The organism is Microbacterium sp. Y355 (genome assembly GCF_059445345.1).
Window position 1 is genome coordinate 376,375 of record NZ_JCAIUD010000001.1, and the last position, 23,701, is coordinate 400,075.

Here is a 23,701-nt window from a genome sequence, read left to right on the forward strand (position 1 = left end):
GACACCCGTCCGGTAAAGCAATTTCCCTGAACGTCACTCGACGCGGAAAAGGCGCATGGATGTGCCGGGCGTCGGAAGCACGTCACCGGGTGCGAAAGTCTCCGCCGTGCTGTTCGGACGCTCGTCTGCGCTCGACCACAGCGACACGAATCTCGTGGCACCTTCGATCCTGTCGGGCAGGGTCACGTCGATCGGTGCCTCGATGCCGTGCACGATGAGCAGGATGCGGTTGAACTGCTCATCGACAGGCGTGGATGCGGCGACATACTGCAGCGTGCGGTTGCCGGGGTCGGTCCACTGCGACTGCTCCATCGTCTCGCCATCCTGGTTGTACCAGTCCATGACAGACGCATTTGGCGTGTGCTCGCCGGCGCGTGCATAGCGGCTCGGGCGCAGTGCGGGGTTCTCCCGACGCAGCCTGGTCAGCGTCTGGACGTGGGCGCGGAGATCTTCTTGCCAGTCCTCGTGCTCCCAGCTGAGCCAGGTGAGGGCGGAATCGTGCGCGTAGGCGTTGTTGTTGCCGCGCTGCGTGCGGCCCGTTTCATCCCCGGCGGTGAGCATGGGAATGCCAGCGGACAGCAGCAGGGTGCCCAGCAGATTGCGCATCGCCTTGCGTCGAGTGGCCCTGATCACAGGATCGTTGGTCGGGCCCTCTATGCCGTGGTTGAAAGCACGGTTCATATCGGCGCCGTCACGGTTGTCTTCGCCGTTGGCTTCGTTGTGCTTGACGTCGTAGGAGACAAGGTCGCGCAGCGTGAAGCCATCGTGCGCGGTGATGAAGTTCACACTGGCGAGGGGGCCGCGATCTTCGCTGAAGGTGTTCGAGGATCCGGCGAGGCGCGTGGCAAAACCGCCGATGCCGACCGGCGCCGACGCGCGACGCGCGTAGTCGATATCACTCAACCAGAAGTTGCGCACGCGGTCGCGGTAGCGGTCGTTCCACTCGTGCCAGCCGGCGGTGAAGTTGCCGGTCTGCCATCCGCCGAGACCGACATCCCATGGCTCGGCGATGAGTTTGACGTTCTGTAGTTCGGGGTCGTCGCGGATAGCAACGAGAAGCGGATGCTCCGGCGTGTACTCGTGCGCCGCATCACGGCCAAGCGCGGCAGCCAGATCGAACCGGAAACCGTCGATCTGCATCTCCTCGGCCCAATAACGGAGTGAGTCGAGAACGAGCCTGGCTCCGGCATCCACCGCGGTGTTCAGAGTGTTTCCGACCCCAGTGGTATCGATGTAGACGCCGTCTGGTCCCTGCCGGTAGTAGTTAGCATTGTCGATTCCGCGGAAGCTCGACCTGGGCCCGCCGATGCCCTCTTCGGAGGTGTGGTTGTAGACGACGTCAAGGATGACTTCGAGACCGGCCTCGTGCAGCAGCCGGACCATGCCTTTGAACTCGGTGAGGATCGCCTCCGGGCCTTCCTTGCGCGCTTCGTCGGTGGCATAGGCGGCATGCGGAGTGAAGAAATTGAGGGTGTTGTATCCCCAGTAGTTGGTGAGTCCACGCTCGAGAAGTCGTGGCTCCGGCACAAAAGCATGCACAGGGAGCAGCTCGATCGACGTGATGCCGAGCGAGTGGAAGTACTCGATCATCGCCGGGTGGGCGAGGCCGGCGTAGGTTCCGTGCAGGGCGGGAGGGACATCCGGATGCCGCTTGGTCACGCCCTTCAGATGAGCCTCGTAGATCACGGTTTGATCGAGGGGAATCTCTGGCTTCTTCGAATCGCCCCAGTCGAACCCGTCGACGATGACGACCGAGCGCCACTCTTCGTAGCCGTCACCTTGCGCGAGACCGCGCGCGTAGGGGTCGAGCAGCAGAGTCTCTGGGTTGAAGGTGTTGCCGGGGCCATGGGGGCCGCCCACGCGCAGGGCGTATCGCGTTCCGGGTTGCAGCAGTTCCGTAGTCACTTCCCAGACACCGCCTGGTTGGCGCTCCAGCGCGACCTGATCCGTCACCCAATCGAGGTCGGTTTCGTCAAAGGTGACGAGCTCAATCGACGAGGCGTTCTGTGACCAGACACGCAAAGTCGCGGTGCCGTCGTGCAGACGCACGCCGAGGTTGTCGAGGGTGGTGCCGCCGGGAACGGCGAGCTGACGGGACGCAGGCATGAGTACACATTAGGCGGGATGTGTCGCAGTCTCACGTCAGGCCACACTCAGTTCCATATGCCAATGGGTGAAAAATGGGGGAGAGTTAAGGAATGCGGTTCTATCTCGACCATGCGGCCACCACGCCGCTTCGCCCTGAGGCACGTCAGGCGTGGCTGGCGGCGACCGATGTCGTCGGCAACGCCTCATCGACGCACGGCGCAGGGCAAGACGCGCGACGGCTGCTCGAGGAATCACGTGAACGGATCGCCGCGGTGCTGGGCTGCGACCCGATCGAAGTCGTACTGACCTCGGGCGGGACGGAGTCGATCAACACCGCCTTGCATGGGATGTGGGCGTCGCGTCGCGCGGATGCCGACACGATTGTTCTTCCGGACGGTGAGCATCACGCGACGATGGACACAGTCGCGGCGCTTGCGCGTGAGGGTGCAGCGGTGCGTGCCGTGCCCATTTCGACTGTCGGCCGTATCTCGGCGGTGGCGTTCGCCGAGGCGCTGCCCGGCGCGGCGCTGGCTACTGCGCTTATCGCCAACAACGAAGTCGGCACGGTGAACGACGCAGCGATGCTGGCGGCTGTGGCCGCCTCTGCAGATGTGCCGCTGCATCTGGATGCTGTGGCCGCGATCGGTCACATGCGACTGTCGTTTCGTGAACTGCGTGCGGATTCTGTGGCGGGTGCGGGCTTGGTTGCGATGAGCGTCGCCGGTCACAAGGTCGGGGCGCCGGTCGGAGTCGGTGCGTTGGTTGTGGCGCGCACGGCACGGATGACGCCGCTTCTACATGGCGGCGCGCAGCAGCGTGGACTGCGCGCCGGTACTCAGGACGTCGCTGGGGCCGCAGCCTTTGCCGTCGCGCTGGAGAGCGGCGAGGCAGAGCGTGAGGCGGAGGGCATGCGGCTGAGTGCGATGCGCGACCGCCTGGTCGAAGGCATCCGCTCGGCTGTGCCCTCAGCGGAACTGCTGGGAGATCCGGTCGACCGGCTGTCGAACAACGCGCATGTGCTGTTTCCCGGTGCGGTGGGGGAGAGTCTGCTCTTTCTGCTGGACGTCGCAGGGGTCGCGGCATCCACGGGTTCTGCGTGCCAGGCTGGCGTCGCGGAGCCCTCGCACGTCGTGATGGCGATGGGGCGAAGCGAGAAGGATGCTCGCAGCGTGCTGCGGTTCACGCTCGGACGCACATCGAGCGACGCCGACGTCGACGCGGTACTTGCAGCGATCAATGATGCCTATCTGCGGGCATCCGGTGCCAGTACAGGAACACGCTCGTAAACTGGAGTCATGCGGATTCTTGCGGCGATGAGTGGTGGAGTCGATTCTGCCGTTGCGGCGGCGCGCGCCGTGGATGCAGGGCACGACGTCACAGGAGTGCATCTGGCGCTCTCGCGCGCGGGTGGGACGCTGCGCACCGGCAGCCGCGGCTGCTGCACGATCGAAGACGCCATGGATGCGCGACGTGCGTCCGACATGCTCGGCATCCCGTTCTATGTGTGGGACTTCTCCGAACGCTTCCGTGACGATGTCATCGACGACTTCATCAGCGAGTATCAGGCAGGGCGCACACCGAATCCGTGCATGCGCTGCAACGAGAAGATCAAGTTCGCAGCCCTGCTAGAGCGAGCGATCGAACTCGGTTTCGACGCAGTTTGCACTGGCCATTATGCGACGCTGATCGATGGCGAAGGCGGCCTGGAACTGCACCGCGCGTCGGATAACGCGAAGGACCAGTCGTATGTGCTGGGCGTGCTCACCACCGAGCAGTTGGCGCACACCTATTTCCCGCTGGGCACGACGCCGTCGAAGGCGATTGTGCGGGCGGAGGCTGCCGAGCGTGGCCTCACCGTTGCGCAGAAGCCGGATAGCCATGACATCTGCTTCATACCCGACGGCGACACGCGCGGCTGGCTGGCAGAGAAGGTCGGCGCCGAACAGGGTGAGATTCTGGACCGCTCTGGTGCCGTGATCGGCTCACACGACGGTGCGCACGCGTTCACCGTCGGACAGCGTCGTGGCCTGAAGATCGGTATCCCGGCGGATGACGGCAAGCCCCGGTTCGTACTTGAGGTGCGGCCGGTGTCGAATACTGTTGTGGTCGGGCCGAAGGAAGCGCTCGCTATCAGCGAGATCTCCGGTGACCGGTACAGCTGGGCGGGCGCTGCTCCAGCTACGGCGGAGTTTGAGTGTCACGTGCAGATTCGCGCTCACTCCGAGCCCGTTCCCGCGCATGCCACCGTCTCGGATGCTGGCGTCACTGTTGTGCCGGAGGTACCGCTGGACGGTGTTGCACCGGGGCAGACGGCCGTGCTGTATGTCGGTACGCGCGTGCTCGGGCAGTTCACGATCGATCGGACTGTGTCGGCGGTGCCGGTCGGGGCGTAAGCCCGCGGGCGTTGCGGCGGCGTGAGCCGGCGGCGTTGATGCTTGCGCGGCTTCGTCAGTTGCGCGAGAACCTTTGCGCGTACCGCCTCTGCGCGTACCGCTCCTTCGGAGTTGTACCGGTTCCTCGGACCTTTTCGACGAATTGCTCCGAGCGAACCGCACATCTCCGAGCGAGGCGTACGGATGGTGGACGCGACCCGCATCCTCGCATCGGATGTCGGCACCCGCTCGTAGACTGAGAAGGTGCCGGACAACATCTCGCTGGAAGACGCCCGCGTTGAAGCCGAAGAGCTGACGACGCGCATTCTCGATGCGAAAGACGCGTACTACGGGCGCGATACCTCGGTCGTGGATGACGCGACCTACGACGGCTGGATGCAGCGGCTCGAAGAACTTGAGCGACTGCATCCAGAACTGCAGGGTCAAGACTCGCCGACGCAGATGGTAGGGGCGGCTGAATCCACGGGTCTTGCGACGATCGAGCACGCCGAACGGATGCTGAGCCTCGACAACGTCTTCTCCATCGAGGAGCTGCGTGAATGGGCGGCGAAGACCACGGCGGCTTCCGGGCGCGAAGTTGCCTGGCTGACCGAGCTGAAGATTGACGGTCTCGCGATCAACCTGCGCTACGAGAACGGTGTGCTGACTTCGGCGGCGACGCGGGGTGACGGTCGCGTCGGTGAGATCGTGACGGAGAACGCACTGCGACTGGCAGACATCCCCGAACGGCTGAGTGGTGAAGGGCATCCGTCGATCGTCGAGGTGCGTGGTGAGGTATTCATCCCGGTTGCGGCCTTTGAACGGCTGAACGCCGCGCAAGCATCGTTCCGCGAGCGTGCGTACGCCGACACTTTGGCGCGCTGGGAAGCACGCGGCGGCGCCAAGAAGCCGTTTGAGGAAGAGAAGGCGCGGGCGGCCGCCGCACGGCGCTTCCCCTCGTTCGCGAACCCGCGCAATGCTGCCAGCGGCGGGCTCCGCCAGCAGATTGACAAGAAGGACGGCCTGGAGCTCGAAGCGGGACTCCTGCGGGTGAACTCGCTGTCGTTGTATGTCCACGGCATCGGCGCGTGGGAGAACCCGCCGGTGGCGGCACAGAGCGAGGTCTACGAGCTGCTCGCATCGTGGGGGCTGCCCACCAGCCCGCATTCGAAGGTGTGCCGCGGCATCGATGAGGTCTCAGCGTTCGTCGAGTACTTCGGCGAGCACCGGCACGACATCGAGCACGAGCTCGACGGCATCGTCGTCAAGGTTGACGAGCTGGCGCTGCATGACGAACTGGGCACGACGAGCCGCGCCCCACGCTGGGCGATCGCCTACAAGTACCCGCCCGAGGAGGTGCAGACGAAGCTCCTCGACATCGTCGTCTCGGTCGGTCGCACCGGCCGTGCAACGCCGTTCGCTGTGATGGCTCCCGCTCATGTCGCCGGCTCCGTCGTTCGGCAGGCGACCTTGCACAACAAGGATGTCGTCAAGGCCAAGGGCGTACTCATCGGAGACACCGTCGTGCTGCGCAAGGCCGGAGACGTAATTCCCGAGGTATTGGGTCCGGTGGTCGAGAAGCGCGACGGCACCGAACGCGAGTTCGTGATGCCAGTCGGATGCCCAGAGTGCGGCACGCCGCTGCGCGCGATGAAGGAGGGCGACATCGACCTGCGTTGCCCTAACGCACGCTCGTGTCCGGCACAGGTGCGAGGGCGGGTCGAACACATCGGCTCGCGCGGGGCACTCGACATCGAGGCGCTGGGTGAAGTGACGGCAGCGGCATTGACGCAGCCGACGTTCCCCGCCGTCCCGCCGCTCGTCACCGAAGCGGGGCTGTTCGCGTTGACTTTGGACGAGTTGGTCCCGATCGAACTCGTCGTCAGGGATGCCGAGACCGGCCTGCCGAAGGAAGACGAAGACGGACTGGTGAAGACCCGCTCGCCATTCCGACGCAACCCCACTCCTGCAGAGAAGAAGAACGGCATCAATTCGACGCAGCCGTCGGCGCAGGCTCACACGTTGCTCGCCGAGTTGGAGAAGGCGAAGACCAAAGAACTCTGGCGCTTGCTGGTCTCGCTGAACATCCGTCACGTCGGGCCCGTTGCCGCGCGTGCGCTGGCGCAGTGGTTCGGATCGCTCGACGCAATTCGCGCGGCATCCCGTGAAGAATTGGCCGCCGTCGAAGGCGTCGGCGGGATCATCGCCGACTCGCTGCTGGACTGGTTCACGATCGACTGGCATGTCGAGATCGTCGAGCAATGGGCGACCGCTGGCGTGCAATGGACGACCCCCGGTCACCCGGGCCCTGGTGCGGCGGTTGTTGAAGGTGGGGTGCTTGACGGGCTCACCGTCGTTGCCACCGGCTCACTCGATGGATACACCCGCGACGGCGCGCAAGAAGCGATCATCAAAGCAGGTGGCAAGGCGGCATCCAGCGTCTCGAAGAAGACAGACTTCGTCGCGGCTGGCCCCGGCGCCGGTTCGAAACTTGCGAAGGCTGAAGAGCTCGGTCTCCGCATCCTCGACGCCGCCCAGTTCCACATTCTGGTGACCGAAGGACCGGCCGCGCTGGATGCCTGAGCATCTCATCGTCCTGAACGGCATGGCCGCGGCGGGCAAGACGACGTTGGCGCGGCCATTGGCTGCGGCTCTCGGCATACCGCTGGTGTCGAAGGATGCCATCAAAGAGGCGCTCGGCGACGCGGTGGACGCGCCGCTTCCCACCCGGGCGGTCGGCGCGCTGGCTGCGGATGCGCTCTGGCGGATCGTCGGGATGCTGGAGGGCACGGTGATGATCGAGTCGGTGTGGCTCACCGGACGAGACGAGGAGTGGTTCCGGCGGGGCTGGGAGTCCGTCGGATCGCCCATCGGGATTGAGCTGTGGTGCGAGGCGCCGCAGGCAGACATGCGCGACCGGTACCTGAACAGGCCGCGCCACATGGTGCACGACGATCAGGAACGCATCGCCGAGTGGGATGCTGCCGTCGAACTGGCCCAGCCCATCAGTGGGTTTCCCGTCATCCGAGTCGACACGTCCGCGGCCGTCGACGTCGCCAGCCTGGCAGTACGGCTTCGCGGGGAGTTGGCATGAAGCGTTACGGACCGCTGCTTGCGGTGTCGGATGCCCTGGCCCTCGGCGACCCTGGCAGGCATCATCTGCGCCTGACGCCGGACGGAATCATCGTCCGCGAGGGTGCTGAGTACCGCCGCATCCTGCTCTGGGACAAGGTGTCCGGCTTTCGTCTGGACGTGCCCACAACCCGCTTCCGCCTGCCAGGGCTTGTCACCACGCTCGGACTCGGGGTTTTGACTCTGATCTCCGTGTCTGACCTGGGGGTTGATCCCGACGACGGCTCGGTAGAGATCACTGTGGAAGGGGAGGTGATGAGCCTCCCGCTGAGCAGGCATCACGTCGGCGGCTACTGGGAGCGCACAATCGTCGGCACGCACCGACTGCTCGACCATCTCATCGCGCACCCGGCGCAGCGTGCGCTTCTCACGCGACCGCAATCGCTCGTCGATGTTGCGGCGAAGCTCGCGCGCAGCAACATCTGAGGCGCGCGCCGCCGTCGGCACGTCGTGCCGCAACGACAAACCGCGGCGTGCACGACCTCGGAGATCCGAAGTCGTGCACACCGCGGTTTTGCGTAGTTGGTGTGATCAGTCCTTGTGGCGCGGCTTGCGCGCATCGTAGGACGGACGATCCCGGCGCTCGTAGCCGCCACCGGTGTCGCGACGGCTGGGAACCCCACGGTCAGCCTTGATCTCGATCAGGCGACCCGAGATGCGGGTGTCCTTGAGCTTGTTGAGCACCGACGGGTCGAGGTTCGACGGCAACTCGACGATGGTGAAGTCAGGCTTGATGTTGATTGCGCCGAAGTCGTCGCGACCCAGCCCGCCTTCGTTCGCCAGCGCGCCGACGATCTGGCGCGGTTCCACCTTGTGACGACGCCCGACCTCGATGCGGTAGGCCGCGTAGTCACCGCGCCCACGGCGCTCGCGCGGCTCGCGAGCAGGACGGTCAGAACGATCCGAGTCCCGACGCGGGCGGTTGTCGCGCTCGACGGCAGCGGTCAGTGGGTCGTTCGCAGGATCCAGCAGCAGCGGGGTCTTGCCCTGAGCGACGACCGCGAGGGCCGCGGCGACGTCGCCCTCGGGCACATCGTGATTGCGCACGTAGTGCGCGACGATGTCGCGGAACGCCTCAATACGGGCGGTCTCCGCGAGCGCAGCGGTGATGCCATCGTCGAAGCGCGCGAGACGAGTGGTGTTGACGTCTTCCGTGCTCGGCAGCGTCATCTGCACCGGGGCCTGACGGGTCGCCTTCTCGATGCTCTTGAGCAGGTAACGCTCGCGCGGTGTGATGAAGCTGATCGCATCGCCGGTGCGACCTGCGCGGCCCGTACGACCGATGCGGTGCACATAAGACTCGGTGTCGGTGGGGATGTCGTAGTTCACGACGTGGCTGATGCGCTCGACGTCGAGACCACGCGCGGCGACATCGGTCGCAACGAGGATGTCGAGCTTGCCATCCTTGAGCTGGTTGATGCTGCGCTCGCGCTGCACCTGTGCCACGTCACCGTTGATAGCGGCGGCGGAGTATCCGCGAGCACGCAATTTCTCAGCAAGCGTCTCGGTCTCGTTCTTCGTGCGGACGAAGACGATCATTCCATCGAAGTTCTCGACCTCGAGGATGCGCGTGAGCGCATCGACCTTCTGCTGGTACGAGACGACGAGGTACCGCTGTGTGATATTCGTGCTCGACGCGGTCTTCGACTTGATCGTGATCTCTTCAGCATCCTGCAGATACTTCTGAGCGAGGCGGCGGATCTGCGGCGGCATGGTCGCAGAGAACAGTGCAACCTGCTTCTCGGCAGGCGTCTGAGCAAGGATCTGCTCGACGTCCTCGGCGAAGCCCATCTTCAGCATCTCGTCGGCCTCGTCGAGAACGAGGTACTTCAGCTCAGAGAGGTCAAGGGTGCCCTTGGCGAGGTGATCCATGATGCGGCCGGGAGTACCGACGATCACGTGCACGCCGCGGCGCAGCGCCGACAGCTGCACGCCGTAGCCCTGTCCGCCGTAAACGGGCAGCACGTGCACGCCCTTCATCTTGGACGCGTAGGACTCGAAGGCCTCACAGACCTGGAGCGCGAGCTCACGGGTCGGAGCCAGGACGAGAGCCTGGGGGATCTTCTGCGACACGTCGAGACGCTCCAGCACAGGAAGTGCGAAAGCCGCAGTCTTGCCGGTTCCGGTCTGCGCCATGCCGACGACATCGCGTCCGCCAAGGAGGGTCGGGATTGTCGCCGCCTGGATGGGCGAAGGGGTCTCATAGCCAAGGCCGCGGATAGCCGCGAGGACGGGGCCGGTGATGCCTAGTTCCTCGAATCCGGGGGTCGTGGGGGATTCGTCGGTGGGCTCGCTCAGCGCTGCATCTTCAGGGGTCACTTCCTAAAGGTAGCGCCCCGAGATGCCGCTTGTCTGTGAAGACGCGCTCTCAGGCGCTGGTTGTGAGCGAGACGAGCTTTTCCTTCACCTGTCGACGCAGCACTTTGCCGATGATCGACTTGGGCAATTCGTCGACGACGAAGATCCGCCGCGGCACCTTGTAGGGGGTCAGGATGCTTCGCGCGAACGCTCTGATCGACTCCTCATCGAGCTGTGCGCCCGCGTCGAGGACGATCGCGGCGACGACTTCTTCACCGGAGTGATCACTGTGCAATCCGACCACAGCGGCATCCGCGACCGACGGATGCTGGCGTAGCGCATTCTCGACTTCGGTGGGTGCGACGTTGAAGCCGCCCGTGATGATGAGTTCCTTGATGCGATCGACGATCCGGATGAAACCGGCCTCATCGATCGCCACGATGTCGCCGGTGCGGTACCAGCCGTCGACGAACGCTTCCTCTGTCGCTTCCGGTTTGCCGTAGTAGCCGGAGAACACCTGCGGGCCACGAACAACGAGCTCACCGGGAGATCCGGGCTCGACATCCTGAGTGGGGTCGTCTGGATCGACAACACGGCACTCGGTGCCGGGCAGCGGCAAGCCGATTGTTCCCGGAACGCGGTTGTCAGCGACGGGGTTCGCCGTCAGCACGGGGGAGCACTCGCTGAGTCCGTACCCCTCGACGAGGAAACCTCCGGAGGCCGATTCGAACGGCACGACGAGCTCGTGAGGGAGAGCCATCGCGCCGGAGATCGCGACGTCGATGCCCTGAAGTGAGACGCCCTTCGCCTCGGCGGCGGCCAGCAGACGTTCGGCGATCGGGGGAACCAACGGCAGGAAGGTCGCTGGATGCTTCTTTACGACGTCGAGCACCATGTCTGGATCGAACTTCGGGAACAACACCAGACGCGCACCCATCGACATCGCGAATGTCAGGCAGAGAGTGAGGCCGTAGGCGTGGAACATGGGGAGCACCGCATAGACGACGCAGCCGCGCCCGCGCTGTATCGACGGAACCCAAGCCTGGGCCTGCGCGGCGTTCGAGAGCAGATTGCGGTGGGTGAGAGATGCGCCCTTGGGGTTTCCTGTCGTGCCAGAGGTGTACTGGATGATCGCGAGATCGTCGGTGGCGGGCTTCGGATGCGAGGCGGGCAGCGGCGCAGAACCGACGAGTTGCTCCCACTCGATCGCGCCGCGCACCTTCTCGGTGAGAGCCGCGCGAGACTCGCGGGCCTTCGCGATCGGCAGCTTCAGCGCGACGCGCGTGAAGAATGGCATCGCCTTGGTGATGTCGACGGTGATCAGGTTCGTCATCGCGAGGTCAGCAGGGAATTCCTGCACGGTCTTCACGACCTTGCTCCACACGATGGCGTGCTTCGCACCGTGGTCTTCAAACTGTTTGCGCAATTCGCGGGGAGTGTAGAGCGGGTTGTGCTCGACGACGACGGCGCCCAGGCGCAGTACTGCGTAGAAGGCGATGATGTGCTGCGGGCAGTTCGGCAGCACGATCGCGACCGGATCGCCGGCCCGGATGCCAAGATCCCGCAGGCCCGTCGCCGCGCGGTCGATGGCTTCCTGCATCCGCGCGTACGTCGTCTCCTGGCCGAAGAACTGCAGTGCGGCAGCGTCCGGATAATCGCGCGCGGACGCCGCGACGATATCGATGAGTGAGCCATCAACGGGACCGAGGTCTTCCGGAACTCCCTCGGCGTAGCTGGCGACCCAGGGGCGAGGGGGATCGAACGTGGTCATGCCGAACAGCATATTGGGCTGGCACGTGCCGCGCGGCGGATCCGACGCGGCGAACTAGACTGGCGTGGTGTCTGAAATCACCCCTGAGCTCGTGCGCCATCTCGGCGTGCTCGCGCGTATCCAGCTGAACGACGACGAGGTGACGCGGCTCACGGGCCAGCTCGACGCCATCGTCGACAACATCGCGAAGGTGTCGGAGGTTGCGACCCCCGACGTGGCGGCCACAAGCCACCCGATCCCGCTTGCGAACGTGTTCCGACCCGACGTGGTCGGCGAGACGCTCACGCATGAGCAGGTGCTGCAGAATGCACCGGATGCCGCGGACGGCCGTTTCCGCGTCAGCGCGATCCTGGGAGAAGAGCAGTGAGCGACATCATCCGCTGGACCGCCGCTGAACTAGGAGACAAGCTCGCCGCCGGCGAGGTCTCCAGCCGCGAGGCCACTCAGGCACACCTCGACCGGATCGCCGCTGTTGACGGCGACGTCCACGCGTTCCTGCACGTGAACGAGGGTGCGCTGGCTGCAGCTGACGCCGTTGATGCACGGCGCGCCGCAGGCGAGAAGCTCGGCCCGCTCGCCGGTGTTCCGCTCGCGATCAAGGACGTCCTGGTCACCACCGACCAGCCCACCACGAGCGGTTCGAAGATTCTCGAGGGCTACATGTCGCCCTACGACGCGACTGTGGTCGCCCGTTCGCGCGCTGCCGGCCTCGTTCCGCTAGGCAAGACCAACATGGACGAGTTCGCGATGGGCTCCTCTACCGAGCACTCCGCGTACGGCCCGACGCGCAACCCGTGGGATCTGGATCGGATTCCCGGCGGCTCCGGCGGTGGTTCGGCTGCTGCTGTCGCGGCATTCGAAGCGCCGCTCGCGCTCGGCTCAGACACTGGTGGCTCGATTCGTCAGCCCGCGCACGTGACTGGCACGGTCGGACTGAAGCCGACCTACGGCGGTGTCAGTCGCTATGGTGCGATCGCGCTGGCATCGAGCCTTGACCAGGTGGGTCCTGTCACGCGGACGGTTCTCGACTCCGGGCTCCTGCACGACATCATCGGCGGGCACGATCCCAAGGATTCCACCTCGCTGACCGACGCATGGCCGTCGTTCGCGGATGCTGCACGTGAAGGCGCCCGCGGAGACGTGTTGAAGGGACTGAAGGTCGGCGTCATCAAGGAACTGCCGGACTCGGGCTTCCAGCCTGGTGTTGCGGCATCCTTCCGCGCCTCTCTTGACATCCTCGAGGCGAACGGCGCGGAGATCGTCGAGATCTCGACGCCGCACTTCGAGTACGGCGTCGCTGCGTACTACCTGATTCTGCCGGCCGAGGCATCCAGCAACCTGGCGAAGTTCGACTCCGTGCGGTTCGGTATGCGCGTTACGCCTGAAGGCGCCGCCACCGTTGAAGACGTGATGTCGGCGACGCGTGAAGCCGGTTTCGGCGACGAGGTCAAGCGCCGGATCATTCTCGGCACGTATGCACTGTCGGCTGGGTATTACGACGCCTACTACGGCAGCGCGCAGAAGGTTCGCACGCTCATTCAGCAGGACTTCGACAACGCCTTCACTCAGGTCGACGTGATCGCCACTCCGTCGGCGCCGACCACGGCGTTCAAGATCGGCGAGCGGATCGATGACCCGCTGCAGATGTACTTGAACGACGTCACCACGATTCCGGCGAACCTTGCGGGCGTTCCGGGCATCTCGATCCCTTCGGGCCTTGCGCATGACGACGGTCTGCCCGTCGGCATCCAGTTCCTCGCACCCGCGCACGAAGATGCGCGTCTGTATCGTGTGGGCGCCGCGCTCGAAACCGCGCTCGTCGATTCGTGGGGCGCACCGCTGCTGACCCGAGCTCCCCAGCTCGCAGGAGGGAACCGCTGATGGCTGCGGCAAAGCTGATGGACTTCGACAAAGCGTTGGAACTGTTCGAGCCCGTGCTCGGGTTCGAAGTGCACGTCGAACTCAACACCAACACCAAGATGTTCTCGGATGCGCCGAACCCGGCGAACGAGAAGTACCACGCCGCAGAGCCGAACACGCTCATCGCACCGGTCGACCTGGGGCTGCCTGGTTCGCTGCCGGTGGTCAACGCGACGGCGATCCGCTCGTCGATCAGCCTTGGCCTCGCGCTCGGTTGCTCGATCGCAGAGTCCAGCCGGTTCGCGCGAAAGAATTACTTCTACCCCGACCTCGGCAAGAACTACCAGATCTCGCAGTACGACGAACCGATCGCGTACGAGGGATCCGTTGTGGTCGAGCTCGAGGACGGCACGCTCGTCACGATTCCGATCGAGCGCGCGCACATGGAAGAGGATGCCGGAAAGCTCACCCACATGGGCGGCGCTACCGGACGCATCCAGGGTGCTGAGTATTCGCTCGTCGACTACAACCGTGCCGGCGTCCCGCTGGTCGAGATCGTCACGAACATCATCTACGGCACGGAACACCGCGCCCCCGAGGTCGCGAAGGCATACGTCTCCACGATCCGTGACATCGTGCGCAGCCTCGGAATCTCGGAGGCGCGCCTGGAACGAGGCAACCTGCGCTGCGATGCGAACGTCTCGCTGCGTCCGCGCGTCGCAGAGGGCGAGGAACCGGCACCGCTGGGTACCCGTACCGAGACGAAGAACGTGAACTCGATGCGCTCGGTCGAGCGCGCCGTCCGTCACGAGATTCAGCGCCAGGCGCAGATTCTCGCCGACGGTGGCACGATCACTCAGGAGACGCGCCACTGGCACGAGGACACCAGCACCACCTCGCCCGGTCGTCCGAAGTCAGATGCAGACGACTACCGGTACTTCCCCGAGCCCGACCTGCTGCCAGTGCAGCCTGCGGCCGAGCTGATCGAAGAACTGCGCGCAGCGCTTCCTGAGCAGCCCGTCGCACGTCGTCGCCGCTTGAAGGCTGAGTGGAACTTCACAGACCTAGAGTTCCAGGACGTCCGCAACGGCGCCTTGATCGACGAGGTCGAGGCGACTATCGCCGCAGGTGCGACGCCGGCCGCCGCACGAAAGTGGTGGACGGGCGAGATCTCTCGTCTCGCGAACACCCAGGACAAGGATGCCGCCGGCCTCATCACGCCGGAGAACGTCGCTGCCCTGCAGAAGCTCATCGACGAGGGAATCCTCACCGACAAGTTGGCCCGGCAGGTGCTTGAGGGCGTCATCGCCGGCGAAGGCACGCCGCAGCAGGTCGTCGACACTCGTGGCCTCGCTGTCGTCTCGGATGACGGGGCGTTGATCGCTGCGATCGACGAGGCACTGGCCTCGCAGCCAGACGTGCTCGCCAAGATCAAGGACGGCAAGGTCCAGGCCGCTGGCGCCGTCATTGGTGCGGTCATGAAGGCGATGAAGGGTCAGGCAGACGCCGCCCGCGTGCGCGAGCTCGTCTTGGAGCGCGCAGCGCAGTAGCCCCGCAGGTAGTGCCGCGGCATCCGTAGCGGAGGAATTCACCCGTTCGGGAGGATCGGATCTTGGGATCTGCTCCTCCCGATCGTGCGTTCTCCTCCCGAATGGAAGGCCGGATGCCGGGGCCGGGCGAGCGAATGTCAGTACCCTCGGCGAGAATGGAATCATGGGGCGTGGTGACGGACGGGGCAGGCTCGTCTCTCCCGACGGAGCAGACGACACTGGCACGCGCATCCTGCACGTCGATATGGATGCGTTCTACGCGGCCGTCGAGGTGCTTGATGATCCGTCGCTCCGCGGACTCCCGCTGATCATCGGTGCACCGGACGGGCGTTCCGTCGTGTCCAGCGCATCCTACGAGGCACGCCAGTACGGCATACGTGCGGCGATGCCGGTCAGTCAGGCGATACGCCTGTGCCCGAGTGCGAAGATCGTCATGCCGCATTTCGACCGCTATCAGGCGATCTCACGCCAGGTGATGGCGGTCTTCGAATCGATCACGCCGCTGGTCGAGCCGCTGTCGGTGGATGAGGCGTTCCTCGATGTGCAGGGCGTGCGGCGGCTGTGGGGGAGTCCAGGCGAGATCGCCCGGCTCGTTCGTCAGCGCGTGCAGGCCGAGGTCGGGATCACCTGCAGCGTGGGGGTTGCCGCCACCAAGCATGTCGCGAAGATGGCGTCGACGATCTCGAAGCCTGACGGGCTATTGATTGTCGCGGCCGCTGACACCCTCGACTTTCTCTCACCACGCTCGGTTCGAACAATGTGGGGTGTCGGCCCGAAGGCCGCAGAGTCGCTTGAAGCCCGCGGCATCCGCACCATAGGCGACATCCGTGAGTCCCCGCCGGAGATGCTCGATCGTGCCGTCGGCCCTGCGCTCGGTGGTCGTCTGGTTCTGCTTTCTCGCGGTCAGGATGCACGTGCGGTCGAGACAGAACGGGTCGAGAAGAGCATCGGACATGAGGAGACCTTCGACGTTGACCTCACGGATCGAGAATTCCTGCGCGCCGAACTCCTGCGACTTGCTGATCGCGTCGCTGTCCGGCTGCGGCGCGCGGACTGGGAATGCGCGACGGTCGCCATCAAGGTGCGCTTCGACGACTTCACGACGTTGAGCCGTTCGCAGACTCTCGCAGAGCCGACTTCGGTCGGCCAGCGCATCGGCGAGGCGGCGCAGACACTGTACGAATCCATCGACCGTCGCGACCCCGTGCGGCTCATCGGCGTGCGTGCTGAGAAGCTGCGACCGGCAGGCGGTGCGGCTTTCGCGCTTTGGGATGAGGACGAGCACTGGCGAAAGGTCGAAGGCGCGCTGGACGACGCGCGCGCACGCTTCGGCAATGCCACGATCACTCGCGCTAGACATGTCGGTCGCGGCGACGGCCGTGGCGCCGCACGGCATCCCAAAGCACACGGGCTCGAGTGAGGCTCACGGCGGATTGATCTGCACGGGCGGTCGATCCTGGGATAGCGTGGAACCATGCCCAACATCGCAGTGGAACTCGGAAATCAGGCCGCCTCGTTCGGGGTAAAGAGCGCTTACGGCGAGCCGCAGGATGTCGACGGCGTCAGCATCACTCCTGTCGCCCTGACGATGTCGGGATACGGAGGCGGTTCGGGTGGCGCTGGCGAGGGTGAAGGAGCCGGCAACGGCGAAGGTGGTGCAGGCGGAGGAATCTCCATTCCCCTCGGCGTATATGTCCGTCGCGAAGAAGGCCTGCGCTTCGAGCCGAATCTGGTGACGCTGCTCGCTGTCGGGATCCCGTTCGTCTGGGTCGCAGGCAGAGCGCTCGCACGCGTGATCCGTGCCCTCAAGAAGTAACGACCCCGTCGCGCAGGTTCTGCAGCACGCTGCGGCAGCCATTCTCGACGCCATCGTCGCCGTTGCCGCATCGAACCCCGTCGTTTTGATCGACGGCAGAGCAGGCGCGGGCAAGTCCACACTGGCGCGTATGGTGGCAGCGAACTGGCCCCTTGCCGGTCGTCCGCAGCTCATCGCTCTGGATTCGTTGTACCCCGGCTGGGACGGACTCGACGCTGGCGTTGAACGTGCGCTGCATGACATTCTTCGCCCGCACGCCAGGGGACTGCTGAGCACCTGGCGCCGATGGGACTGGGAGTTGGAGACCGATGCGGAGGCGCAGGCAGTGACACCCGCTCTCGGTGTGATCCTCGAAGGCTGCGGTGCGCTGAATCCCGCTACGGCGCGCATCGCCGACGTGCGCGTGTGGGTGGAATCGCCAGAGGAGCCTCGAAAGCGCCGCGCGTTCGAGCGTGACGGAGAGGGGTTCCGTCCGCATTGGGATCGCTGGGCGGTGCAGGAGCAGCGCCACATCGAACGCGACGATCCTCGGGCTCTCGCCGATATCACCATCACCGTCCCGTAGCGATCGCTACGCGCTTTAGGGTGGATGGGTGAACACCTCTCTTCCTGACCTCGGACTGCTGCTAGACGTCGACGGCCCGATCGCGAGCCCTATCACCCGGTCGATCAGCATCCCTCAGATCATCACGGACCTCGTCGCGTTGACTGCCGCTGGCGTGCCGATCGCGTTCATCACCGGTCGATCCTCAGAGTTCATCCGCGATCAGGTCATGACGCCGCTGTTCGCCGCCGGACTCGCTGACGCCCTCGATCTGCCGACGTCGCGCATGTTCGGGGTCTTCGAGAAGGGCGGAACGTGGGCTGAGGTCAGTTCCGCGGGCATGGGGGAGGTCGTGATCGACCGCGACGTGGCATTCCCGGATGCGGCGATCGACAGCATCCGCTCACTTGTGGCCGAGCGATTCAGCGACACGATGTTCTTCGACGAAACGAAGCGCGCCATGATCTCGGTGGAGCAGCGCACCGACGTCTCCGCCGCGGCGTATCGCTCCGCGCAAGGGCCGTTTCAGGATGCCGCGTTCGCACTGCTCACAGCCATGGGCCTCGGGCTGCGTTACGGTTCGCTGGAGCATGCGGATGCCACTGGTGACGTGCCGTTCCGTGTCGATCCGACGATCATTTCGACGGATATCGAGTCGGTGCGACTAGACAAAGACACAGGTGCACAGCGCGCGCTGGAGCACTTCTCAGCCGGGGGCGATCTCCCGCGCACGTGGCGCACCGTCGGAGACTCTCGCAGTGACTACAAGATGGCTGACCAACTGCATGCGGACGGCTTCGACGTGGCCCACGTGGACGTGCGCCCGGCAGACGGCATCCTGGACCGCCCGTACGAGATCGTCACGTTGGGGGATCTCATTCACGACGAAGCCGGAGCAGCGTTGCTCGCGCACTGGCGGGACAAGCTCGGAGTCTGAACAGCTCGTCTCGTCTCAAATCAGTTCGTCGGCGGCTTCGATGAGCGCATCCAACCGATAGCCGAGCCAGTCGTACACGCCGCGCCGGGGGTCTTCCTCGTCGATGTCGTCTTCGTCGGCGATGCCGAGGCGGGCGGCGATGACGAGTCGCAGTGCCGTAAGCGTGCGCATCCACGCGTCGAGTTCGCTTTCCGGGATGATGACCTGGTGGGAAGCGAGTACTTCGTCGTCCGTGAGGTCGGAGGGGTCGCCGGCGAACGACCACAGTGAATCGCGCACCACGGCCGCGTCGGCCGAGCGGCGATCCAGAAGTTCGTCGCGGGTCACCGCAGAGAATTCCTGAGCGGCCTTAGCATCGTCCGGGTACGGATCGGGCGTGAGCCTCGCGAGCCCTGGATCATGTGGTGCGTCGCCCTTGACCTCCGTCGAGAGCAGTTCTCGGAACTCGTCCAGAAGGTTCACCAGATGCGTTCCCTCGATGAGTGAGAGGGGGACGAGCAGCGCCTCTTCGCTCATTACGGCACCTTTCGTACGGTGGCCCAGAGGCCGTAATCGTGCATGGCTTGGGCATGAACTTCCATGGTCTCGCGCGGCCCAGTCGCCACGATCGCATGTCCGTCGTGGTGCACGCCGAGCATGAGTTTGGTGGCTCGATCCGTCGAGTATCCGAAGTAAGTGCGGAAGACGCGAACCACGTAGCTCATCAGGTTGACGGGGTCATTCCAGACGACGACCTGCCAGGGTTCGAGAGGAGCGGCCTGCAGATCTGTGACTTCGTCGAGGTCGGGTACTGCTACCGGGATGCTCATGCCCACCCCATTTCGTGAAGTTGGTCGTCATCGATGCCATAGAAGTGTGCGATCTCGTGCACCAGGGTCGTATGCACTTCGTCGCGCAGTTCTTCTTCGTCATCGCATTGCGCGAGATGTGGTTCGCGAAACACCACAATGCGATCTGGCAGCTCGCCCATGCCGTACTGCCCGCGTTCGGTCAGTGCCAGACCATCGTAGATGCCCAGGATGCCGAGGGAACCATCGTCCGGACGGTCCTCAACGACGAATACGACGTTGTCGAGTCCGTCGACCATCTCATCGGGCAGTTGATCGAGCTCGTCGATGACGAGTTCCTCGAAAGCCTTGGCATCCATCTCCATCACTGTTCAGCCTATTGCCCCGGCGGCGTCAGTGGATGAAGAGCAGCAGCGCTGCCACGGCAAGGAAGAGGGTGCCGAAGACGATGTTGAGAACGCGCTGGCCGCGCGCAGTGCGGGTGACACGTTGGAACGGTTTCGCCGCCGTCGCGAAGAATCCCCACATCACAATGATGTCGACGAGTACGACGGTGATCACCAGGATCAGGTATTGCGGGAGAGCGGGCTGATCGACGCGGATGAACTGTGGGATGAATGCGAGGAAGAAGACGATCGCCTTGGGGTTGAGCAGGTTCACCCAGAAGCCGCGCCGCATCATCGACCAGCGGCTCTCCGGTAGGCGTGGCGTGTTCTCATCGTCATCGGTGACTGGGGTCACGCGAGCGAAGATCAGCCGCAGACCGAGATACGCGAGGTAGGCGGATCCCGCGTAGCGGATGATGTCGAACAGTAGGGGAGAGCTGGCGACGATCAGCCCGACGCCGGCCGCGACGATGATCACGTGCACGATGAGAGCCAATTGCTGGCCGATGACTCCCCAGATGGATCGTCGCCAGCCTTCGGCAAGCGAGTTCGACATCGTGTTGATGGCGCCAGCTCCCGGAGTGAAACTGATGATTACGGATGCCGTGAGCAGGGAGAGCCAGACCGTCAGAGTCACCGCACAAGCTTAGGGGCAAACTCAGCCGTGGTGGCAGATCTCCGATTTCCATTGCCCCCGCGAGAGGGCACTGTTATGGTCATTGCAACTTTGTCGCAGGAGCGCGTTTGTTGCTCCAGAGGGAGGTCAGCGTGGTCGTCGGAGTGCTTCGGACGAAGCTCTCGCGATCTGCGCGCCCCGATCTGAGCGGCGCGCTGCGACGACGAGCCCGCCGATGGACACTGGCGCTCACCGTGTTCGCTCTGGTCAGCGCAATCCTGTGCGTCGGTATCGGTTCGGCTGATGTCGCCCCGGGCGTAGTGCTTGCCGTCGTGGGGCACCATCTCGGGTTTCCGGTCGGTGCATCGTCCTGGTCGACCGCTGAGGCGTCGATCGTGTGGAGTCTCCGCGTGCCCCGTGTACTTCTCGGCCTGGCTGTCGGGGCAGCCCTGGCGCTGAGTGGGGCCGCATTGCAGGCGATGGTTCGCAACGTCTTGGCCGATCCGTACGTACTCGGCATCTCCTCGGGTGCTGCCACGGGGGCTGCGAGTGCGATTCTCTTCGGCGCAGTCGCCGGCATAGGGCAGTACGCGATTCCAGTCAGCGCCTTCCTGGGCGCCCTCGTGGCGTCACTACTGGTCCTCGTACTTGCCCGTGCGAACGGTCAGGTTACCTCCGTGCGGCTGCTCCTGTCGGGGATCGCAGTCGGCTATGCGCTCTCCGCGGCGACAAGCTTTCTGATCTTCGCTTCCGATGACCCGGAAGGGTCGCGCTCGGTGATGTTCTGGATGCTGGGCTCGCTGTCGCTGGCACGCTGGGACGGTGTGCTCGCGCTGATCGTGATCGTGGTGGCCGCAGCGCTCGCTCTGCTTCTGCTCTGGGCTCCGCGGCTGGATGCACTCGCCGTCGGCGACGAGACCGCACTGGCACTCGGGGTGCGTCCTGATGCCGCCCGTATCCAGTTGCTTCTTGTGGTGTCGTTGTGCACCGGTGTGGCGGTCGCAGCGGCCGGTGCGATCGGGTTCGTCGGTCTGGTCGTTCCCCACCTCGGACGCCGGATGGTCGGAGCCGCCCACAGGCGGCTGCTCCCGGTGTCCGCGCTACTTGGTGCGGTGCTATTGGTGTGGGCAGATGCTCTCGGACGCATCTTGATGCAACCGCGAGAGCTCCCGATCGGCATCATCACGGCCATGGTTGGCGCGCCGTTCCTCGTCGTTCTGATCCGTCGCATGACAGCTAGACGCACATGAGGTTCGCCGCCCCGGCCCCTGAGAGGTCCATGTCATGAAGCTCGCCCAACGCGCAGCATCTGTCGCACTGCTGGTCCTGGCCGCTCTGACGCTCACCGCATGCGCGGTCGCGGCATCCGACGCCTTGGCCGACGAGCACGAGGAGAGGGCGCGCATCACCGTGGACAACTGCGGTACTGAGGTCATCTTCGACGAATCGGCGCAACGGGTCATGCTGCTCGAGAGCGCACCGGTGACAATCTTGGACGGAATCGGTGCCTTCGATCGGGTCATCTCGCGGGCCGGTCAATTCTCTGACGCCTATTACGACGACGAACTCGCGACGGCCATAGAGAAGATCCCTGCGCTGACGGAAGAGCTCAATGCTTCCGGCCACATCACGATCTCTCAGGAGGAGATCGTCGCTCAGCAGCCCGATTTGGTGCTTGGGCTTCCTGAGGGCGTATCACGGGAGGCCTTGGGCGACGCCGGTATTAACGTTCTCGTGCAGGGACTGTACTGTCCGAACTCCTCGGAGCATGCATCGTTCTCGACCCTGTATGACGAGATCGAGCGATACGGCATCGTCTTCAATCGGAGCAGCGCGGCTGATGCGCTCATCGTCGATCTGAAGGCGCGAGTGGATGCCGTCACTGCGCGCGATGTGGCCGGCGAAGCACGCACCGCCGTCGTGTTGTATCCCACCACCGGTGGCGGGACCACTTACGCATACGGCGCCGGAAGCATGGCCGAGCCTCAGCTGGAGGCGCTCGGTCTGAGGAACATCTTCGCAGAGAACAGCGAACGGGTCTTCGAGGTACAGGCCGAGAGTCTCATCGAGGCAGACCCGGACGTCATCATCCTGCTCCACCAGGGATCGGAGGAGGGCATCTCACGCACCATCAGCGACCTTCCCGGATCGGAATCTCTGAGCGCGGTCGTGCATCGCCGAGTATTCACTCAATTGTTCAACTTCACCGAGCCCGCCTCTCCGCTCACCGTGACGGGCCTGGAGATGCTCGCAGACGAACTCGAAGAGAGCGCGGGTTGATGTTCATCGTCTCCGATCTCTCGCACTCCTACGGGGCATCTCCCGTGCTGCATTCGGTCTCGTTAGAGGTGATTCCAGGCGAGGTGATGGGGCTGATCGGTCCGAACGGGAGCGGCAAGACCACGCTGCTGCGAGCGCTGTGCGGCGCAATTACTCCCGATCGAGGGAGCGTCCTGTTTGAAGGACGTGACGTGCGCACAGAGTCGGTACGAGCGCTCGCCCGGAAGATCGCCATGGTGGTTCAGGAGCCGGACGGGGATTTCACTCACACCGTCGCTGACACCGTTCTGATGGGGCGCACGCCGCACCTGCGAGCCTTCCAGCGGAGCTCGTCGCATGACGAGCAGTTGGCGGTTTCCGCGCTTGAGCGCGTCGGAGCGCTCCACTTGGCATCGCGCGGCCTTGACGAACTCTCCGGCGGTGAGAGGCAGCGGGTGCTGGTGGCGCGTGCCCTGGTGCAGGAGGCGCGCTGTTTACTGCTTGACGAACCCACGAACCACCTCGACATCGGCTACCAGCACCAGATTCTGCAACTCGTGCGCGAGCTCGGCCTCACCACCGTCGTCGTGTTGCACGACCTCAACCTCGCGGCGCGGTACTGCGATTCGATTGTCCTGCTTGTAGAGGGGGAGATCCGAGCGGCCGGCCCACCTGATGAGGTGCTCATTCCCGCCGTACTCGGGCCCGTCTACGATATCGACGCCGAAGAGGTCATGGCTGAGGATGGCACGATACAGCTGCTGTTTCGGAGAGACGCGTGACGGGCAACCGCCTGTCAGGCTGACGCTGCGCGGCGCCGACACGTCTCGCAGAGGCCGCCGAGCGAGCTGCGATTCGGATCGAAGGCGAAGCCGGTCAATTCCCGGAGGCGTGCTGTCGCGGCGTCGAATACATCAGTGGGCAACGCGCTCACCGATCCGCAGGAGCTGCAATGCGCGTGCAGATGGTCCCGGGTGGCAAGGTGGTACTCCGTTGCGCCGCCGGGAACCTGGCGGTGGGTGACGATCCCTGCTTCGGCGAATGCCTCCAGGGAGCGGAAGACGGTTGCCCGATGGATGCGGTCGCTGCGAAGCACCTCGGCGACCGCGTCCGCGCTCAGATGATCGTGGTGCTCGGCGAGGACCTGCAGTACGCGTCTGCGCTCCTGCGTCACCCGACCGCCATGAGCACGAAGCTTAGCTATCGCCTGCTCGACGAACGATGCAGCATCGACGGCATGGTGCTGGTTATGGCCTTCTGTCATCGTCATTCTCCTCGGCAGTG

The 23,701-nt window shown here is 64.7% G+C and carries 23 protein-coding genes; 15 read left to right on the forward strand and 8 right to left on the reverse strand.

Going from position 1 to position 23,701, the window contains the following annotated elements:
* Positions 1–33 precede the first annotated feature (33 nt).
* A complete protein-coding gene (gene glgX / locus AC1C2O_RS01910; RefSeq protein ID WP_495428743.1) occupies positions 34–2,106 on the reverse strand; it encodes a glycogen debranching protein GlgX in 2,073 nt (690 codons plus the stop codon).
* Positions 2,107–2,198: 92 nt separating this feature from the next.
* Between glgX and AC1C2O_RS01915 the strand changes: the two genes are divergently transcribed.
* From AC1C2O_RS01915 to AC1C2O_RS01935, 5 genes are all read left to right on the forward strand, one after another.
* Positions 2,199–3,374, forward strand: coding sequence for a cysteine desulfurase family protein (locus AC1C2O_RS01915; protein ID WP_495428744.1), 1,176 nt, complete (start codon positions 2,199–2,201; stop codon positions 3,372–3,374).
* Positions 3,375–3,383: 9 nt separating this feature from the next.
* The gene (gene mnmA / locus AC1C2O_RS01920) at positions 3,384–4,481 is read left to right on the forward strand and encodes a tRNA 2-thiouridine(34) synthase MnmA (RefSeq protein ID WP_495428745.1); all 1,098 of its coding nucleotides are present in this window, start codon (positions 3,384–3,386) and stop codon (positions 4,479–4,481) included.
* 243 nt (positions 4,482–4,724) lie between these two features.
* The gene (gene ligA, locus AC1C2O_RS01925) at positions 4,725–7,043 is read left to right on the forward strand and encodes an NAD-dependent DNA ligase LigA (RefSeq protein WP_495428747.1); all 2,319 of its coding nucleotides are present in this window, start codon (positions 4,725–4,727) and stop codon (positions 7,041–7,043) included.
* Complete coding sequence (locus tag AC1C2O_RS01930; RefSeq protein WP_495428748.1) at positions 7,036–7,554, forward strand: P-loop nucleotide/nucleoside kinase family protein; 519 nt, start codon at positions 7,036–7,038, stop codon at positions 7,552–7,554. The genes ligA and AC1C2O_RS01930 overlap by 8 nt, the downstream gene beginning before the upstream one ends.
* On the forward strand, positions 7,551–8,018 hold the full coding sequence (locus AC1C2O_RS01935; RefSeq protein WP_495428749.1) for a hypothetical protein: 468 nt from the start codon (positions 7,551–7,553) through the stop codon (positions 8,016–8,018). The genes AC1C2O_RS01930 and AC1C2O_RS01935 overlap by 4 nt, the downstream gene beginning before the upstream one ends.
* A 105-nt stretch (positions 8,019–8,123) precedes the next feature.
* On the opposite strand, the gene AC1C2O_RS01940 is transcribed toward AC1C2O_RS01935, so the two are convergent.
* The gene (locus AC1C2O_RS01940; protein ID WP_495428750.1) at positions 8,124–9,911 is read right to left on the reverse strand and encodes a DEAD/DEAH box helicase; all 1,788 of its coding nucleotides are present in this window, start codon (positions 9,909–9,911) and stop codon (positions 8,124–8,126) included.
* Between the two features lie 49 nt (positions 9,912–9,960).
* A complete protein-coding gene (locus AC1C2O_RS01945; RefSeq protein WP_495428751.1) occupies positions 9,961–11,661 on the reverse strand; it encodes a long-chain-fatty-acid--CoA ligase in 1,701 nt (566 codons plus the stop codon).
* 67 nt (positions 11,662–11,728) lie between these two features.
* Here AC1C2O_RS01945 and gatC point away from each other — a divergent pair, with 67 nt between their 5' ends.
* The 7 genes from gatC to AC1C2O_RS01980 all read left to right on the forward strand — a co-directional run bounded on the left by gatC (position 11,729) and on the right by AC1C2O_RS01980 (position 18,368).
* On the forward strand, positions 11,729–12,028 hold the full coding sequence (gene gatC / locus AC1C2O_RS01950) for an Asp-tRNA(Asn)/Glu-tRNA(Gln) amidotransferase subunit GatC (protein ID WP_495428752.1): 300 nt from the start codon (positions 11,729–11,731) through the stop codon (positions 12,026–12,028).
* Positions 12,025–13,542 (forward strand): Asp-tRNA(Asn)/Glu-tRNA(Gln) amidotransferase subunit GatA, encoded by a 1,518-nt coding sequence (gatA, locus tag AC1C2O_RS01955; protein WP_495428754.1) that lies wholly within the window; start codon positions 12,025–12,027, stop codon positions 13,540–13,542. The genes gatC and gatA overlap by 4 nt, the downstream gene beginning before the upstream one ends.
* Entirely contained in the window at positions 13,542–15,071 is a 1,530-nt protein-coding gene (gatB, locus tag AC1C2O_RS01960) for an Asp-tRNA(Asn)/Glu-tRNA(Gln) amidotransferase subunit GatB (protein ID WP_495428755.1), read from the forward strand. Before gatA ends, gatB begins: the two co-directional genes overlap by 1 nt.
* A 163-nt stretch (positions 15,072–15,234) precedes the next feature.
* The gene (gene dinB, locus AC1C2O_RS01965; protein ID WP_495428756.1) at positions 15,235–16,491 is read left to right on the forward strand and encodes a DNA polymerase IV; all 1,257 of its coding nucleotides are present in this window, start codon (positions 15,235–15,237) and stop codon (positions 16,489–16,491) included.
* Positions 16,492–16,545: 54 nt separating this feature from the next.
* The gene (locus AC1C2O_RS01970) at positions 16,546–16,887 is read left to right on the forward strand and encodes a hypothetical protein (protein ID WP_495428758.1); all 342 of its coding nucleotides are present in this window, start codon (positions 16,546–16,548) and stop codon (positions 16,885–16,887) included.
* Positions 16,871–17,452 (forward strand): nucleoside/nucleotide kinase family protein, encoded by a 582-nt coding sequence (locus AC1C2O_RS01975; protein ID WP_495428759.1) that lies wholly within the window; start codon positions 16,871–16,873, stop codon positions 17,450–17,452. Before AC1C2O_RS01970 ends, AC1C2O_RS01975 begins: the two co-directional genes overlap by 17 nt.
* A 28-nt stretch (positions 17,453–17,480) precedes the next feature.
* Positions 17,481–18,368 carry a hypothetical protein gene (locus AC1C2O_RS01980; RefSeq protein WP_495428760.1) on the forward strand — a complete coding sequence of 296 codons (888 nt, stop codon included), beginning with the start codon at positions 17,481–17,483 and terminating at the stop codon, positions 18,366–18,368.
* Positions 18,369–18,383: 15 nt separating this feature from the next.
* Here AC1C2O_RS01980 and AC1C2O_RS01985 read toward each other — a convergent pair whose 3' ends face one another.
* The 4 genes from AC1C2O_RS01985 to AC1C2O_RS02000 are packed head-to-tail and all read right to left on the reverse strand — an operon-like array spanning position 18,384 to position 20,179.
* Entirely contained in the window at positions 18,384–18,884 is a 501-nt protein-coding gene (locus AC1C2O_RS01985; protein WP_495428761.1) for a DUF2017 family protein, read from the reverse strand.
* Positions 18,884–19,177, reverse strand: a complete 294-nt coding sequence (gene clpS, locus AC1C2O_RS01990) for an ATP-dependent Clp protease adapter ClpS (RefSeq protein ID WP_495428762.1) — start codon at positions 19,175–19,177, stop codon at positions 18,884–18,886. The genes AC1C2O_RS01985 and clpS overlap by 1 nt, the downstream gene beginning before the upstream one ends.
* A complete protein-coding gene (locus AC1C2O_RS01995) occupies positions 19,174–19,521 on the reverse strand; it encodes a metallopeptidase family protein (protein ID WP_495431642.1) in 348 nt (115 codons plus the stop codon). Before AC1C2O_RS01995 ends, clpS begins: the two co-directional genes overlap by 4 nt.
* Before the next feature lie 28 nt (positions 19,522–19,549).
* Complete coding sequence (locus AC1C2O_RS02000; protein WP_495428764.1) at positions 19,550–20,179, reverse strand: LysE family translocator; 630 nt, start codon at positions 20,177–20,179, stop codon at positions 19,550–19,552.
* A 107-nt stretch (positions 20,180–20,286) separates the two neighbouring features.
* Here AC1C2O_RS02000 and AC1C2O_RS02005 point away from each other — a divergent pair, with 107 nt between their 5' ends.
* From AC1C2O_RS02005 to AC1C2O_RS02015, 3 genes are read left to right on the forward strand one after another with little or no spacing between them, the layout of a single operon-like run.
* Complete coding sequence (locus AC1C2O_RS02005) at positions 20,287–21,408, forward strand: FecCD family ABC transporter permease (protein ID WP_495428765.1); 1,122 nt, start codon at positions 20,287–20,289, stop codon at positions 21,406–21,408.
* A gap of 34 nt (positions 21,409–21,442) precedes the next feature.
* Positions 21,443–22,438 carry an ABC transporter substrate-binding protein gene (locus AC1C2O_RS02010; RefSeq protein WP_495428766.1) on the forward strand — a complete coding sequence of 332 codons (996 nt, stop codon included), beginning with the start codon at positions 21,443–21,445 and terminating at the stop codon, positions 22,436–22,438.
* Positions 22,438–23,199, forward strand: a complete 762-nt coding sequence (locus AC1C2O_RS02015) for an ABC transporter ATP-binding protein (protein ID WP_495428767.1) — start codon at positions 22,438–22,440, stop codon at positions 23,197–23,199. Before AC1C2O_RS02010 ends, AC1C2O_RS02015 begins: the two co-directional genes overlap by 1 nt.
* Before the next feature lie 14 nt (positions 23,200–23,213).
* Here the strand turns inward: AC1C2O_RS02015 and AC1C2O_RS02020 are convergent, their stop codons facing one another.
* Complete coding sequence (locus tag AC1C2O_RS02020; protein ID WP_495428768.1) at positions 23,214–23,687, reverse strand: Fur family transcriptional regulator; 474 nt, start codon at positions 23,685–23,687, stop codon at positions 23,214–23,216.
* Positions 23,688–23,701 lie beyond the last annotated feature (14 nt).

Excerpts from the sequence above, each read along its gene's own strand:
- glgX (WP_495428743.1), bottom strand. The coding sequence starts at position 2,106 with ATGCCTGCGTCCCGTCAGCTCGCCGTTCCCGGCGGCACCACCCTCGAC.
- AC1C2O_RS01915 (WP_495428744.1), top strand. The coding sequence starts at position 2,199 with ATGCGGTTCTATCTCGACCATGCGGCCACCACGCCGCTTCGCCCTGAG.
- mnmA (WP_495428745.1), top strand. The coding sequence starts at position 3,384 with ATGCGGATTCTTGCGGCGATGAGTGGTGGAGTCGATTCTGCCGTTGCG.
- AC1C2O_RS01930 (WP_495428748.1), top strand. The coding sequence starts at position 7,036 with ATGCCTGAGCATCTCATCGTCCTGAACGGCATGGCCGCGGCGGGCAAG.
- AC1C2O_RS01935 (WP_495428749.1), top strand. The coding sequence starts at position 7,551 with ATGAAGCGTTACGGACCGCTGCTTGCGGTGTCGGATGCCCTGGCCCTC.
- AC1C2O_RS01945 (WP_495428751.1), bottom strand. The coding sequence starts at position 11,661 with ATGACCACGTTCGATCCCCCTCGCCCCTGGGTCGCCAGCTACGCCGAG.
- gatB (WP_495428755.1), top strand. The coding sequence starts at position 13,542 with ATGGCTGCGGCAAAGCTGATGGACTTCGACAAAGCGTTGGAACTGTTC.
- dinB (WP_495428756.1), top strand. The coding sequence starts at position 15,235 with ATGGGGCGTGGTGACGGACGGGGCAGGCTCGTCTCTCCCGACGGAGCA.
- AC1C2O_RS01970 (WP_495428758.1), top strand. The coding sequence starts at position 16,546 with ATGCCCAACATCGCAGTGGAACTCGGAAATCAGGCCGCCTCGTTCGGG.
- AC1C2O_RS01985 (WP_495428761.1), bottom strand. The coding sequence starts at position 18,884 with ATGAGCGAAGAGGCGCTGCTCGTCCCCCTCTCACTCATCGAGGGAACG.
- clpS (WP_495428762.1), bottom strand. The coding sequence starts at position 19,177 with ATGAGCATCCCGGTAGCAGTACCCGACCTCGACGAAGTCACAGATCTG.
- AC1C2O_RS01995 (WP_495431642.1), bottom strand. The coding sequence starts at position 19,521 with ATGGAGATGGATGCCAAGGCTTTCGAGGAACTCGTCATCGACGAGCTC.
- AC1C2O_RS02010 (WP_495428766.1), top strand. The coding sequence starts at position 21,443 with ATGAAGCTCGCCCAACGCGCAGCATCTGTCGCACTGCTGGTCCTGGCC.
- AC1C2O_RS02015 (WP_495428767.1), top strand. The coding sequence starts at position 22,438 with ATGTTCATCGTCTCCGATCTCTCGCACTCCTACGGGGCATCTCCCGTG.
- AC1C2O_RS02020 (WP_495428768.1), bottom strand. The coding sequence starts at position 23,687 with ATGACGATGACAGAAGGCCATAACCAGCACCATGCCGTCGATGCTGCA.